We start from the raw sequence: 13,914 nt of genomic DNA on the forward strand, positions 1-13,914 counted from the left end.
GCTATTCTTATTGCAACTGGTTGCATAGCGCGAACACGCCGGGCATACGGATCCGGGCTCGCCGTAGCGCCAACCGGTGTCCCCCACCCGAAGAGGAGAGCCTGATGGAAGTCGACGACCAGCCCCTGTCCGACGCCGCCCGCCGCACGCTGGCGACCTGGCATCGGTTGCTGGAACGCAATGCGATGGAGGAACTGGACCCGCTGCTGTCGGACCGGATCGTGTTCCGCTCCCCGGTCGCGCATACCCCCTACCCGGGACGCGACGCGATCAAGCTGGTGCTCAAGACCGTCAATACGGTGTTCCGGAACTTCCGCTATCACCGCACCTTCGCCAGCACCGACGGCAGCAGCGTCGTGCTGGAATTCAGCGCCGAGGTCGACGGCAAGGCGCTCAAGGGCATCGACATGCTGCGCTTCGACGAGGAAGGCCGGATCGTCGAGTTCGAGGTAATGGTGCGCCCGATGAGCGGGTTGCAGGCGCTGGGCGCGGCGATGGGCGAGCGGCTCGGCGCCGCGAGGGAAACGCTGACGGGCAAGGCGCCGCGCGCGAAACCGTGACAGGGAAGGCGCCGCGGCATTGAGCCGGCGGCGCCGTGGGATGTGCCCTGGGGGGCGTGCCCCCCCAGGTGTGTGGCACTGGGGTGTGCCCTGGTGTGGCCGCGAGGGGCCGGTGCTCGCCGCTCAGTCGGCGAAGGCGCCGGCCTTGCGCAGCATCGGCTGCCACTTGTCGCTTTCCGCCTTGAGCCAGGTCTTCAGCCCTTCGGGCGTCTGCTTGGCCGGCGGCACGATCTCGGCGCCCAGCTCGTCCAGGCGCTTGACCACCGCCGGGTCCTTCAACGCGGCCTGCAGCGCGGCGGTCAGGCGCGCCACCACCGGCGCCGGCGTGCCCTTCGGCGCGTACACGCCGTGCCACACCTTCATCTCGAAGCCCTTGAGCCCGCCTTCCTGCAAGGTCGGCGCATTGGGCAAGGCGCGAATCCGCTGCGGCGTGGTGACGCCGTACAGCTTGACCTTGTTGGCGGCGATCTGCGGCAGCGTCGCGGTGGTCTGGTCGCACAGCACGTCGACCTGACCGCCCAGCAGCGCCGTCATGGCCGGCGCCGTGCCCTGGAACGGAATCACGTTCAGCTTGACGTTGGTGGCCTGCTCGAACAGCAGCCCGCACAGCTGCGAGACCGCGCCGAGGCCGGCGTTGGCCAGATTGATCTTCGACTCGTTCTGCTGCACGTAGCGGACCAGTTCGGCGGTGTTGTTGGGCGGCAGGTCCTTCTTGCCCAGCAGCGTCATCGGCACGTCCGCGACCTGGCCGATGTACTCGAAGTCCTTCAGCGGGTCGTACGACAGCTTGCGGTACAGCGCCGGCGCGGTGGCCATGCCGTTGTGGTGGATCAGCAGCGTATAGCCGTCGGCCTCGGCGCGGGCGACATAGGCCGGCGCGATGGTGCCGCCCGCGCCGGTGCGGTTCTCGACCACCACGCTTTGGCCGAGGTGCCTGGACATGGCCTGGCCCAGGCTGCGCGCGACCACGTCGGTGGGACCGCCCGCGGAGAACGGCACCACCAGGGCGATCGGCTTGTGCGGGAAGGGATCGGCCGCCTGCACGCCGGCCGCGGCAAACAGGCCGAGCGCCGCGACGGTCAGGCGGCGCAGCGAAGCGAGCGGTCGAAGGGAACGGGTGGACGCAGTAGGAACAGCCATGGCGATGTCTCCGGATGTAATGCCCTGCGTATCCAGGGCTCGAAATCGCCGTAGTGTCGGCCAACCGACCGCTTCGGCGCCATCTGCCATTGCTTAAGCCATCGTACGGGTCAGCGGAAGCCGGGTTTATGCGGATCGTTGGTACCGGGGGTGCGGCTGCGCTCTTGCGGCGCCCCTTGCCGCCGGTCCTTGCTGCGGACCGCCGTTGCGCTTGCCGGTGGGGCGTCGCCGAAGACGGATCAGCGCTGCAGCGCGTCTTGCCCGTCGTCGGCCGCCATCCGCTGGAGATGCGCCACCAGCATGCGCGCGGCCGGCGACAGGCTCTGCTCGTCGCGGAAACAGATCGCGAAGCGCCGATGCGCCCAGCCGTCGGTCAGCGGCACGACGCGCACGTCCAGGCTCGCGGCGACCGGTTCAACCACCTCGCGCGGCATGATCGCCAGGCCCAGCCCGGCGCGCACGCAGCGCAGCGAGGCGTCGAAGGTCGACACCACCGCCCGATAGGTCACCGGCCGGCCGACGATCGCTGCGTGGCGCGCCAGCATGGTGTGCACCGCGGTCTGCGCCGGCAGGCCGATATGGTCGAAGTCCAGCGTATCGGAGAACGCGCATTCGTTTGCTTCGGCGAGCGGATGCGAGGCGTGCACCACCGCAGCCAGATGGTCGGCGCGATAGGGCCGCGTGGCGAGCCCTTCCAGATCGGCGGCATCCCAGCAGATGCCGAGCGGCGCCGAGCCCTCCCGCACGGCCCGCACCACCTCTCGGCTCACGCCCTCCTCGACCGAGACGCGGATATCGCGATGCTCGGGCTGCTGCAGGAAGCCGGCGATATCGTCGGGCAGCGACTCCGCCATTGACGACACCGTGGCCAGCAGCCTGACCTGCCCCTTGATGCCCGAGCCGTAGTCGGCCATGTCGCGCGCGACCCGATCGGCCGCGGCCAGCATCGCCCGCGCATGCTCGAGCAGGATCTCGCCGGCCGGCGTCGGAATCACGCCGCGCCGGCGCCGCTCGAGCAACTGCGCGCCGACCGTATCCTCCAGCTGCGCCAGCCGCTTGCTGATCGCCGACGCGACGATATGCTGCTGCTCCCCGGCCCGCGCCATATTGCGCGTCTCGCAGACCGCGACAAACAGGCGCAGGCTGGTCAAATCCAGGTCCCGCATCGTGGGCTTGCTCCTTGGCAACGCTAACGGCTCGTCAGGGGGCAAATCATAGCGCGCCGTTTCCCGGCAGGAGGCATATCCCCTTCGCTGAACGAGAACGTCATCGCCAGCGGCGACAGGAGCAAACCCACGCTGCATCACCAGGTGTATTTCACCCCCACCCGGACCACGTACTGGTGATAGCTGTGCTCGCCCCACGCGCCCGCCAGGTTGGCCCAGCCGGTCCAGCGCTTGTCGAGCTGCGCGTTGACGCCGAGCTTGGCCTCGTAGCGGTTTTCGGGATACAGATCGCCGACGGTGACCCGGTCGAAGGTCATGCGGCGGTCGGTGTCAGCGTGCCACCAGTTCAGCGTCAGATAGGGCTGGATGCGGCGCGTGTCGCCCTGGACGAACGTGCGATGCAGGCGCACGCCCAGGCGCGTGATGGGGCCGTCCGCATCGCCGCCGGCGATCCGTGTGCCGTTGGCCTCGGCGATGTCGTCCTGGCGATAGTCGACATAGATCAGCTGCGCCTGCGGCTCGATCACCCAGCCGCCACGCAGCGGGATCGCATAGCCGACCTCGCCCGACACCGCCAGTCCATGCGCGTCGTACTTGACCGCCGGCAGCCCCGCTCCCTCCACCCGCTGGTCGAACCACCCGTACTGGAACCAGGTATCGGCATAGGCGCCGAGCTTGTTGTGGTCGTTCTGGTACCAGGTGCCATAGACGCCCGCGCTGAAGCCGTCGACCTTGCCGCGGGCGCGAGCCGGATTGCCGGCGGCCTCGGCGTCGGTGCTCGCCGCCAGATAGCTGCCCATCACGCCGAGATGGACGCGGTCCGCGGTGCCGAACAGCGCCCACTTCGCCAGCTCGGCGCCGCCCTGCAGCAGAAAGGTATCGGTATCGACCTGGAAGTTGCCGTCGCGGCTGTGGCTGCCCTCCCACTTGCCGACCACGCGCAGCCACCCGGAGCGCGGCTGCTGGCTGGCCGGCGCGAAGCCCTGCGAGTCGACGAACTGCGGCTCGCCGAGCCGGTCGTGCAGGCTGTGCACGAACATCTCGCCGGCGACGCGGCGATTGGCGAGGTACGCCGCCGCTTCGGGCCGGAACAGCGGCCGCGGCGGCAGCGGCCCGGGCGGCGTCGATTCGCGCTCGGAACGCAGATACCACGACTGCGGCGACGAGGGATCGAGGCTGCCGCGAAACAGCCGGTACTCGTAGGCGCCGGCCACCACGCGGCCATCGAGCGCGAAGGCGTCGGTCGTGGTGGTGGCGCCGCTGGTCGCCTCGACCACCTGGATGCCGTTCGCGGTCGTCAGCGCGCCCGCACCGCCGGCGTTGACGATCCGCAGCCGTGACTGTCCGCCGGCACTGCCCTGCACCACCAGCTTGTCCGACGGCGAATCGTCGGCATCGAGCCGCGTGTTCAGCGCGATCAGTCCGCCGACCCCGGTGTATTGCTGCACCGTCAGCGTCTTGAAGGCACCGGCCACCGGCGGCGCGAATACGACCTGGCTCGCATCGATTGTCAGCCGCGTCAGGTTGGAATTGCCGGTCATGTCCCAATGCGTGTTCCGTCTCAGGCTCACATCGGACACGCTGCCCGGCTCGGTCAAGGCCGCGCCGGTGATGCGGCTGTTGTCCGCGACGATCGTGCCGAAGCCCGGCTCGGGGCCGGTGGTGACGATCGTGGTGCGGGTCGCCATCGACGGATCGCGTTCGGTCGCCAAGGGATTCGAGGATGCCTCGTTGTCCCGCTGCTCGCCCGGCGGCTGCATCGTGCGGCGGGCCGCCGCGGCAAAGGCGTCGTTCGGTCCGACCCGCAGCCACAGCGTGCCGCCGCTGACGGCGGCATCGCCCAGCCCGACCGTTGCGGTGCCCCCCGCTACGGCGATGGCAGGACCGGAGGCGCTGGTCAGCCGACTGCCGCCAATCAAGTCGGCGCGCGAGTGGGTTCCCGACAACCCCGTGAGGAACAGGGTCGAGGCATCGGTGCCGCTCGCCTCAGCCGTAATCCCCGTCGCGGTGACCGTGGCCCCCTGGTACACCGCAAAGGCATGGGCGCCGTTGCCCTGCGTGCCGACCGCGGTGCCGGCGAGCGCCGCCGACGATCCGTCGCCGATCGCGCTCAGGCCGTGACTGCCATCGCCGGTGGTGCGCACGGTGCCACGCGCCATCGCCAACGTGCCGGCGCTGAACACGGCGGCGCCCGGTGCATCGGCGCCGGCGGTCGACACGGTGACCTCGGTGGCGTTGAGCGTGGTGCCGGCATCGCCGACGAACAGGCCGACCGCGCGCTCGCCGCCGGTCGTCACCGCGCCACGCAGCAGCGCGATGCTGCCGCCTGCGCGGGCATAGGCGCCGTAGCCGTCGATGCCGGCGGTGGTCACGGTGCTGTCCGTCGCGGCAAGTTGGCCGGTGTGGGTGGCAAACCAGCCGGCGGCACTGTCGCCGCGGATATTGGCCGTCGTGCGCACGGCGTCGATACGCGCGCCGTCGGTAGCGAAGGCGCCGTGCGCGTTGCTGCCGGCGGTCGCCACAGTCGCGTCGGCGATCGCGATCCGCGCGCCCGGCCCGCCCATGCCCGAAGCACGCACCGCAGTGCCGGTTGCCCCTTCCGTGACGATCGATCCGCCATTCATCGTGATGGACGCACCCGTCTGCGCGTTCAGGCCATAGCGGCCGGCGGCCGCGGCCTGGCGCACCGTGATGGGCACGCGGGTCAGCGTCAGCGTGCCGCCGCCGACCGCCATCGCCCCGCTGCCGCCTCCGGTGGTGGTGATGGACCCTTCGACCAGCGCCGCGCGGCTGCCGGCGCCCTGAACGAATACGCCGTGCGCACGCAGATCGCCGCTCGCGCCGCCGGCGGTCGCGATCGCCGCACCGGACAAGGCGACGCTGCCGCCGGAAAACACGCCGACGCCGAATTCGCCGTTCGCACTGGTGCCGATCGACAGACCGCCCGGCGAGCCGGCGCCCGGCGCCGTCTCCACGACCGCGTTCTGCTCGACGCGCAACGCCTGGCCCGCGGTCGTGCGCGTCGCCAGGCGAATGGGCCCTTGCGTGGTATCGAACACCACGCGGCTGCCGTTCCTGGCAACCAGCGCCCAGCCCGCGCCGGGCGTGGCAGGCACGTCGATCGTGGTACCGCCGGCCACGACCGCGTCCTGCGCGTCGAGAATGATGGAATTGGTGATGAGGCCCGGGCCGATCGGCGTCTGCGCCTGCGCCTGCGCGCCGATGGCGCCCAGTGCCGCGAGTCCCATGCGTCCGATGCAATGCCTCACCAGTGGTTTGCCGCGCCGCGTGGGCGAGGGACGCGGGGGACGCACCCCCGCTTGCTGACAACAGGTTGTGCGCATGACAGTCTCCCCGGTTTCGAACGACATGCCGGCGGACCATCGTCGTCGGATCCGTGCCGCGGCCTTTCGCCGAAGGCCTGCGTGGGCCCGCCTGCATGGCGGTCTATTCTGCGACTGTCACGCGCAGAGAGTGCGCGTTTTTGTGCCGGGGATTTTTGATCTGCGGCGCTACCGTCACCGGGCGCGCCCTGCTGTCGGCGCATGCCCTGTTCGCATGCGCCGGCGCGAGACCGGGGACTTCAATCGAGGCTGAGCTTCGCCTGCGCGGCGACCTTCTTCCACTTGGCGATTTCGGCGCGGCGGAAGGCGTCGAGCTCGGCCGGCGTCGAGCCGACGGCCTCCGCGCCGAAGCCGGCAAGCTGTTCGGCCACGACCGGGTCCTTCAGCACCTGCGCCAGCGCGCGCGAGACCTGCTCGACGATCGCCGCCGGCGTGCCCGCCGGCGCGAACACAGCGTTCCACTCGTAGCTCTCGTAGCCCGGCACGCCCGCCTCCGCGATGGTCGGCAGTTCTGGCGCGGCCTTCGAGCGCTTGGCGCCGCCGACGGCAACCGCACGCAGCTTGCCGTTCTTGATGTGCTGCCACGCGGAACCCATGCTGGCGAACATCACCGGCACCTGCCCCGCCATCACGTCGACCATCGCCGGACCGCCGCCCTTGTAGGCGACATGCTCAAGCCGCGTGTTTGCCATCAGGTTGAACAGCTCGCCGGCCAGATGCTGCGCCGAACCGTTGCCCGCCGAGGCGAAGTAGACCGGCTTGCCGGCGTTGGCCTGGCCCAGCTTGATCAGGTCGGCCACCGTCTTGACCGGATACGACGGCGTGACCACCAGCGCATTGGGCACGCGCAGCAGCAGCGACACCGGCGCGAAATCCTTCAGCGTGTCGAACTGCATGCGGCTGTGCAGCGCCGGGTTCTGCGCGTGATTCGAGGCATCTAGCATCAGGGTGTAGCCGTCCGGCTTGGCGCGCGCGACATAGGCGCCGCCGATCATGCCGCCCGCGCCGCCGCGGTTGTCGATTACCACCGGCTGGCCGAGCACGCTCGACAGCTTCGGCGCCAGCAGGCGCGCGACCACGTCGACGGTGCCGCCGGGCGGATAGGTGACGACCAGCGTCACCGGCCGCTCGGGATAGGCCGCGGCGGCGGGCGTGGCAACACCGGCCAGCAATACCGCCGAGGCGGCGAACAGACAGGCGCCGGCGCGGCGCGACAGCGTGCGGAACAGGGCAGGCAGCATCATGCGGAGTCTCCTTGGAATTGGAATAGGTTCAGCGCGGTATCGCCGAGCAATTGCCGGCGCTGCGCGGCATCGTCGATCCAGTCGTCGAGCCATTGGCGGGTAGCGCCGTAGGACACGTGTGGATGTTGGGTATGGGGCCAGTCGCTGCCCCACAGCAGGCGCCCGGCGGTGAAGGCCTCCAGCAGCCGCTGTGCCGCAAGCCGCCCCGCCTGCGCGCATTGCGCATCGGGCCAGTTGCGATAGGCGCCGGACAGCTTGACCCAGACCCGTCCGCTGTCGGCGTGGCGCAGCAGAGCGTCGAAACCCGGGTCAGCCACGCCGAGCGCCGGATCGGGCCGGCCGAAATGATCGACGACGATGCGGCAACCGGCCGCCAGCAGCGACGGCATGACCTGCTGCAGTCGCGCCGCCGGCAGATGCAGATCGACGTGCCAGCCACGGGCATGGATGCGCTCCAGCAAACCCCGCCACGGCGCCGAGCCGAGGTCCGGCGCCGGCAGGCCGATCAGGTTCAGCCGGATGCCGACCACGCCGGCGGCGGCCATGGCGTCGAGTTCCGCATCCTCGATGGCCGGGTCCACCACCGCCACGCCGCGCAGCCTGGCGGGCTCCGCACGCAGCGCCGCCAGCAGGTAGCGGTTGTCGGTGCCGAGAAAGCTCGGCTGGACCAGCACGCCGTGGGTCAGGCCATTCGCGTCGAGCTGTGCCAGATAGTCGCCCAGCAGCGCGTCGTGGTCCGGCCGGTAGCGCCGGACCGCCGCCAGCGCCAGGCCGTGCTCGAACACATGGGCATGCGAGTCGACGGCGGGTCGCGTCGATGGCGGCGCGGATGGTGACGCAGGCGGCAGCACTGATGGTGACGCGGATGGTGACGCAGGCGGCGGCGCGGATGGCGAAGACTGGGACAAGGCGCGGCTCCGGATGGAAAACGGCTGAACGGACAAACGATAGTTCGGACGGATTCTAGGGAGCGCGGGTATAGTTTTCCATTATCCCGAATCTGTTTATTCATACCGTTTCGATATGGAAACCCGCCACCTGCGCTACTTCCTCGCCGTGATCGACCATGGCAGCGTCAGCCGCGCCGCCGACTGGCTCGGCATCGCGCAGCCGGCGCTGAGCACCGCGCTGGCCCGCATGGAGAAGGACCTGGGCGTCCGGCTGTTCGAGCGCTCGCGCCGCGGCGCGCAGCCGACCGCGGCGGCGCTGGCGATCCTCGACGATGTGCGCACCAGCGTCGAACGCATCGACGCGGCGGCCCGGCGCGCGCAGGAGATCGGCCGCGGCAGCGCGGGGCAATTGACGATCGGGCTGGTGTCCTCGGCGCTGTTCGATACGCTGCCGCGCGCGCTGCGCGAGCTGCGCCGGCGCGCGCCGGGCGTGCGCGTGATCCTGCGCGAGATGAGCAATGCCGAGCAGGCCGAGGCGCTGCGCACCGGCGCCATCGATCTCGGCCTGATGCACACGCCGGTGGCGGTGGGCGGACGCATGCGGGAGCGCCCGCTGCTGCGCGACCGGCTGGTGGCGGCGATTCCCGACGAGCTCGCGCCCGGACCGGACGGCAAGGTGTCGCTGGCGCAGATCGCCGAGGCCGGGCTGGTGATGTATCCGCAGGCCCAGCTGCCGGCCTTCTATGCCGGCATTCTCGATGCGATGCGCAAGGCCGGCCACGAGGCCCACGTCGCGCAGGAGGCCAACCGGACGCTGACCGTGCTGGCCTGCGTCGCAGGGGGCTGCGGCGTGGCGCTGTTGCCGAGCTGGATCCGTTCGCTGAACTTCCGCGGCGTGCGCTTTTGCGAGGTCCGCGACGGCGATGCGCTGCCGACCTTCGACCTGTCGGCGATCTGGCCGGCGCGCTCGGTGCCGACGCTGGCGGATCTTTTCGCCAGCCTGGAGATGGGACCGGCGTAGCAGCGCGGCACGGGCGCGGACAGGCACCGCGGCGAGCAGGCACGGCGGGGACGGGCTCAGCGTCCGACACACTCGCCGGATGACACGCTCGGCGGATAACAGGTTCGGCAGGGGATGTCGCCGTGGCATGCCGTTTGCATCGTCACCCCGCACGATTGCCGATCCGCGAAGGAGTGACCATGCGTCCGTCCCGTCCCGTCACCATCGTCATCACCGGCGCGTCCAGCGGCATCGGACGGGCCACCGCCGAGGCCTTCGCCCGCAGAGGCGTGCGCCTGGTGCTTGCGGCGCGCGGAGAAGCGGCGCTGCGCGAAGTGGCCCATGTCTGCGCGGCGCACGGCGCCGACACGTTGATGGTGCCGACCGACGTCGGCGACGCGGAAGCCGTCGCGGCGCTGGCCCGGCTCGCGGCCGACACCGGCGACGGCCGCATCGACGTCTGGATCAACAATGCCGGCGTCGGCACGGTCGGCCTGCTGGAACAGACGCCGGTGCATGCCCACGAGCGCGTCCTGCGGACCAACCTGATCGCCTACCTGTACGGCGCGCACGCGGTGCTGCCCTACTTCAAGCGCGAGGGACACGGCACGCTGATCAATGTGCTGTCGATGAACGCCTGGTCGCCGTCGGCCTATGGCGTGTCCTACACCGCCAGCAAATATGGGCTGCGCGGCTTCAGCGAGGCGCTGCGCGCCGAGCTGCTGCCCTTCCCCGGCATCCACGTCTGCGACATCTTTCCGGCGGTGGCCGATACGCCGGCCTTTCGGCATTGCGCCAACTACACCGGCAAGGCGATCCGGCCGCCGCGGCCGCTGGTCGATCCCCGTGCCATCGCCCGTGCGATCGTGCGGGCGGCGGCGCGGCCGCATCGCCAGGCGACCACCATCGGCAGCGTGGCGTGGCTGTCCCGCGTCGGCAATCTGGTCACTCCGGGCCTGACGCGGCGCTTTTCCCAGCAGCTCGCCCAGCGCTATCTGGACCGGGCCGACCCCGCGCCGCGCACCGACGGCAATCTGTTCGATCCGACCGAGGGCTATATGGCGGTGGACGGCGGCTGGCGGAACCGCAACGAGGGCTCGCGCGCCACGCAGGCCGGCCTGATCGGCGCCGGTCTGCTGGCCCTGGGCGTATCCCTGGGCATATTGGCCCGGCGGCGCCGCCAGGCCGACTAGGGCCTGGCGAGAACCCTCCGAGAACCTTCCAAGAACCTTCCGAGAACCTTCCGAGAACCTTCCGCGAGCCTTCCGAGAACCCTCTGAGAACCCTCTCAGAACCCTCTGAGAACCCTCTGAGAACCCTCTGAGAACCCTCCGAGAACCCTCCGAGAACCCTCCGAGAACCCTCCGAGAACCCTCCGAGAACCCTCCCAGAACCCTCTCAGAACCCTCTCAGAACCCTCCCAGAACCCTCCCAGAACCCTCCCAGAACCCTCCCAGAACCCTCCCAGAACCCTCCGAGAACCCTCCGAGAACCCTCCCAGAACCCTCCCAGAACCCTCCCAGAACCCTCCCAGAACCCTCCGAGAACCCTCGGAGAACCGTCCCGGAACCCTCCGCATGGCGGTGCCGTCATGCTGCGTCGCAGCACGGCCGCGCGTTTTGCTTCACAATAACGGCCAAACCGGCCGCCCGGATCGCTTCGCTCGCTTCGATCGCGACCGAGCGTGCCAGCGGGCCGCAGAGCCCGCGCTCCGGTTCATCACAAGGTCCAAACAACACGCGTCCGCGCGATCTCTTGCAGTCATCTCCTCATGTCCGCCCCTGACGGTAGCCCATACGATCCGATCGACTCCTTTTCACACGACGCTCCCGCCCCTTCCCCAGCCGCTTCCTCCGCCACCAGCAAGGCGGAGCGCCGCGCCGGGCGGCTCGCGCTGCTGGCGCTGGGTGTCGGCGGCTTCGCCATCGGCACCGGCGAATTCGTCATCATGGGCCTGCTGCCCGACGCCGCCAGCGACCTGGCCATCACGATCCCGGCCGCCGGCCACCTGATCAGCGCCTATGCGCTCGGCGTGGTGATCGGCGCCCCGCTGCTGGCGGTGCTCGGCGCGCGGTTGCCGCGCCGCACCCTCCTTCTGGCGCTGATGGCGGTGTTCGCGATGGGCAACTTCGCCAGCGCGCTGGCGCCCGGCTACGGCTCGATGATCGTCGCGCGGCTGCTGACCGGCTTTCCGCATGGCACCTACTTCGGCGTGGCGGCGCTGGTCGCCGCCAGCCTGGTCGCGCGCGAGCGCCGCGCGCAGGCGGTCGGCATGGTGATGCTGGGCCTGACCGTCGCCACGCTGGTCGGGGTGCCGATCGCCGCGGCGATCGGCCAATGGCTGGGCTGGCGCTCCGCATTCGCGCTGGTCGGCCTGATCGGCGCACTGACGGTGTTGCTGGTCTGGCGCTGGGTGCCGTTCGTGCCGGCCGACCGCCACGCCAGTCCGCTGCGCGAGCTGTCGGCGCTGGGCCGCAAGCAGGTCTGGCTGACGCTCGGCATCGGCGCGATCGGCTTCGGCGGCATGTTCGCCGTGTTCAGCTATATCAAGCCGACGATGATCGAACTGGCGCACATGCCCGCCAGCGGCATCCCCTTCGTGCTGGCGCTGTTCGGTGTCGGCATGGTGATCGGCAATCTGGCCGGCTCGAAGCTGGCCGACAAGGCGCTGATGCCGACCATCGGCGGCGTGCTGGTCTGGTCCGCTGCGGTGCTCGGCGCCTTCGTGCTGACCGCGCCGCACGCCTGGCTGGCGTCGGCCAATGTGCTGCTGATCGGCACCGTGGTCGCGCTCGGCCCGGCCCTGCAGATCCGCCTGATGGACGTCGCCGGCGATGCGCAGACGCTGGCCGCGGCGCTCAATCACTCGGCCTTCAACATGGCGAACGCGCTGGGCGCCTGGCTCGGCGGCGTGACCATCGCGGCCGGCCTGGGCTGGCAATCGACCGGCTGGGTCGGACTGCTGCTGGCGGCGGGCGGCCTGGTGGTCTATCTGCTGTCGCTGTCGGACGCCTCGCGCCGCGGCGCACCGGCCACCGCCTGAGGACGGGCCGCAACCGGGCACGACGGCCCGCGATGGCCTGCGATGGCCGATCGATCATCGCGCTGCGCTACCATGGCGTTCCCTGCACCCGAGCCCACGCCAGCCCCATGGAGCCAGAACCGATGCCGGCCACCGACGGCCATACCCTCGCCCCGCATCGCCATCCGGTCTGGGAGGTATTCCTGGCCTTCCTGCGGCTGGGCCTGACCTCGTTCGGCGGACCGGTCGCGCATCTGGGCTATTTCCGTCAGGAATTCGTGGTGCGCCGGCGCTGGTTCGGCGAGCGCGTCTATGCCGACCTGGTGGCGCTGTGCCAGTTCCTGCCGGGGCCGGCCAGCAGCCAGGTCGGCATGGCGATCGGGCTGTCGCGCGCCGGCTTTGCCGGCATGCTGGCCGCCTGGGTCGGCTTCACGCTCCCGTCCGCCATCGCGCTGATCCTGTTCGCGCTGACCTTGTCGGCGTGGGGCAATGTGCTGCCCGCCGGCATGCTGGCCGGGCTGAAGATCGTCGCGGTGGCGGTGGTCGCGCAGGCGGTCTGGGGCATGGGCCGCTCGCTGTGTCCGGACCGTCCCCGCGCGACGATTGCCGCGGTCGCGGCCTGCGTGGTAGTGCTGGTGCCCGGGCCGCTGGCCCAGGTCGCGGTGATGGCGGCAGCGGCGCTGCTGGGCCGCGCGCTGCTGAAGACGGCCCCGGCCGGCGAGCACGAGGCCTTGCCGATTGCGGTCGACCGCCGGCTCGGTGCCCTGATGCTGTCGATCTTCGCCGTGCTGCTGGCACTGCTGCCGCTGGCGGCGCAGACCTGGCCGGGCCAGGCACTGGCGCTGATCGACGCCTTCTACCGGGCCGGCTCGCTGGTGTTCGGCGGCGGCCACGTGGTGCTGCCGCTGCTGCAGGCCGCGGTGGTCCCCAACGGCTGGGTCGACAACGACGCCTTCCTGGCCGGCTATGGCGCGGCGCAGGCGGTACCCGGTCCGCTGTTCACCTTCGCGGCCTTCCTCGGCGCGGCGATGCGGATCGAGCCGAGCGGCGGGGCTGGCGGCGCCCTGTGCCTGGTCGCGGTCTTCCTGCCGTCCTTCCTGCTGGTCGCCGGCGCCCTGCCGTTCTGGGAACGGCTGCGCCGCAGTCCGCATGCCCAGGGTGCACTGGCCGGCGTCAATGCGGCGGTGGTCGGCGTGCTGCTGGCAGCCTTGTACGATCCGGTCTGGACCAGCGCGATCCACCGCCCGGCCGACTTCGCGCTGGCGCTCGCGGCGCTGGTGGCGCTGATGTTCTGGAAGCTGCCGCCGTGGCTGGTGGTGGTGGCCTGCGCGCTCGGCGGCTGGGGGCTGTCGCTGTTGCCGCTGTGATCCTGCCCGATCCCGTCCGAGCCGATCGGATGAAGACCGAGGATCGAGGATCGAGGATCGAGGATCGAGGATCGAGGACCGAGGACCGAGAATCGGGATCGGAATCGCGGTCGTGGATCGAAGACCAGGATCAGCGACCCAGGATCGGCGCTCGGCGCCGTTGGCATGCGGCGTGCTTGAA

General features: G+C 70.5%; 10 protein-coding genes. 5 read left to right on the forward strand and 5 right to left on the reverse strand.

All coding sequences use genetic code 11. From position 1 onward, the window contains the following. Positions 1–104: 104 nt before the first annotated feature. Positions 105–560 carry a nuclear transport factor 2 family protein gene (locus KZ686_RS16530; protein WP_265634295.1) on the forward strand — a complete coding sequence of 152 codons (456 nt, stop codon included), beginning with the start codon at positions 105–107 and terminating at the stop codon, positions 558–560. Positions 561–683: 123 nt separating this feature from the next. On the opposite strand, the gene KZ686_RS16535 is transcribed toward KZ686_RS16530, so the two are convergent. The 5 genes from KZ686_RS16535 to KZ686_RS16555 form a co-directional block, all read right to left on the reverse strand. Further along, positions 684–1,700 (reverse strand): tripartite tricarboxylate transporter substrate-binding protein, encoded by a 1,017-nt coding sequence (locus KZ686_RS16535; RefSeq protein WP_149318179.1) that lies wholly within the window; start codon positions 1,698–1,700, stop codon positions 684–686. A gap of 239 nt (positions 1,701–1,939) precedes the next feature. Next, positions 1,940–2,866 (reverse strand): LysR substrate-binding domain-containing protein, encoded by a 927-nt coding sequence (locus tag KZ686_RS16540; RefSeq protein WP_149318178.1) that lies wholly within the window; start codon positions 2,864–2,866, stop codon positions 1,940–1,942. Positions 2,867–3,003: 137 nt separating this feature from the next. After that, positions 3,004–6,114: an autotransporter family protein gene (locus KZ686_RS16545; RefSeq protein ID WP_265634298.1), complete on the reverse strand. Its 3,111-nt coding sequence runs from the start codon at positions 6,112–6,114 to the stop codon at positions 3,004–3,006. A gap of 335 nt (positions 6,115–6,449) precedes the next feature. Beyond that, positions 6,450–7,454: a tripartite tricarboxylate transporter substrate binding protein gene (locus KZ686_RS16550; RefSeq protein ID WP_407648585.1), complete on the reverse strand. Its 1,005-nt coding sequence runs from the start codon at positions 7,452–7,454 to the stop codon at positions 6,450–6,452. Continuing rightward, complete coding sequence (locus KZ686_RS16555) at positions 7,451–8,302, reverse strand: amidohydrolase family protein (RefSeq protein ID WP_265635461.1); 852 nt, start codon at positions 8,300–8,302, stop codon at positions 7,451–7,453. Before KZ686_RS16555 ends, KZ686_RS16550 begins: the two co-directional genes overlap by 4 nt. A gap of 175 nt (positions 8,303–8,477) precedes the next feature. Here KZ686_RS16555 and KZ686_RS16560 point away from each other — a divergent pair, with 175 nt between their 5' ends. The 4 genes from KZ686_RS16560 (at position 8,478) to chrA (ending at position 13,733) form a co-directional block, all read left to right on the forward strand. Then, entirely contained in the window at positions 8,478–9,365 is an 888-nt protein-coding gene (locus KZ686_RS16560; protein ID WP_265634300.1) for a LysR family transcriptional regulator, read from the forward strand. Positions 9,366–9,544: 179 nt separating this feature from the next. Next, positions 9,545–10,537, forward strand: a complete 993-nt coding sequence (locus KZ686_RS16565; protein WP_226105360.1) for an SDR family oxidoreductase — start codon at positions 9,545–9,547, stop codon at positions 10,535–10,537. A gap of 578 nt (positions 10,538–11,115) precedes the next feature. Further along, positions 11,116–12,387 (forward strand): MFS transporter, encoded by a 1,272-nt coding sequence (locus KZ686_RS16570; RefSeq protein ID WP_226105358.1) that lies wholly within the window; start codon positions 11,116–11,118, stop codon positions 12,385–12,387. A 122-nt stretch (positions 12,388–12,509) separates the two neighbouring features. After that, positions 12,510–13,733 (forward strand): chromate efflux transporter, encoded by a 1,224-nt coding sequence (chrA, locus tag KZ686_RS16575; RefSeq protein WP_265634304.1) that lies wholly within the window; start codon positions 12,510–12,512, stop codon positions 13,731–13,733. Positions 13,734–13,914: the final 181 nt, after the last annotated feature.

The organism is Cupriavidus cauae, from assembly GCF_026210475.1.
Classification (GTDB): domain Bacteria; phylum Pseudomonadota; class Gammaproteobacteria; order Burkholderiales; family Burkholderiaceae; genus Cupriavidus; species Cupriavidus cauae.

Bases quoted from the DNA above. Each gene is read 5' to 3' on its own strand.
- KZ686_RS16530 (WP_265634295.1), top strand. From the start codon at position 105: ATGGAAGTCGACGACCAGCCCCTGTCCGACGCCGCCCGCCGCACGCTG.
- KZ686_RS16545 (WP_265634298.1), bottom strand. From the start codon at position 6,114: ATGGGACTCGCGGCACTGGGCGCCATCGGCGCGCAGGCGCAGGCGCAG.
- KZ686_RS16550 (WP_407648585.1), bottom strand. From the start codon at position 7,454: ATGATGCTGCCTGCCCTGTTCCGCACGCTGTCGCGCCGCGCCGGCGCC.
- chrA (WP_265634304.1), top strand. From the start codon at position 12,510: ATGCCGGCCACCGACGGCCATACCCTCGCCCCGCATCGCCATCCGGTC.
- KZ686_RS16535 (WP_149318179.1), bottom strand. From the start codon at position 1,700: ATGGCTGTTCCTACTGCGTCCACCCGTTCCCTTCGACCGCTCGCTTCG.
- KZ686_RS16570 (WP_226105358.1), top strand. From the start codon at position 11,116: ATGTCCGCCCCTGACGGTAGCCCATACGATCCGATCGACTCCTTTTCA.
- KZ686_RS16560 (WP_265634300.1), top strand. From the start codon at position 8,478: ATGGAAACCCGCCACCTGCGCTACTTCCTCGCCGTGATCGACCATGGC.
- KZ686_RS16565 (WP_226105360.1), top strand. From the start codon at position 9,545: ATGCGTCCGTCCCGTCCCGTCACCATCGTCATCACCGGCGCGTCCAGC.
- KZ686_RS16540 (WP_149318178.1), bottom strand. From the start codon at position 2,866: ATGCGGGACCTGGATTTGACCAGCCTGCGCCTGTTTGTCGCGGTCTGC.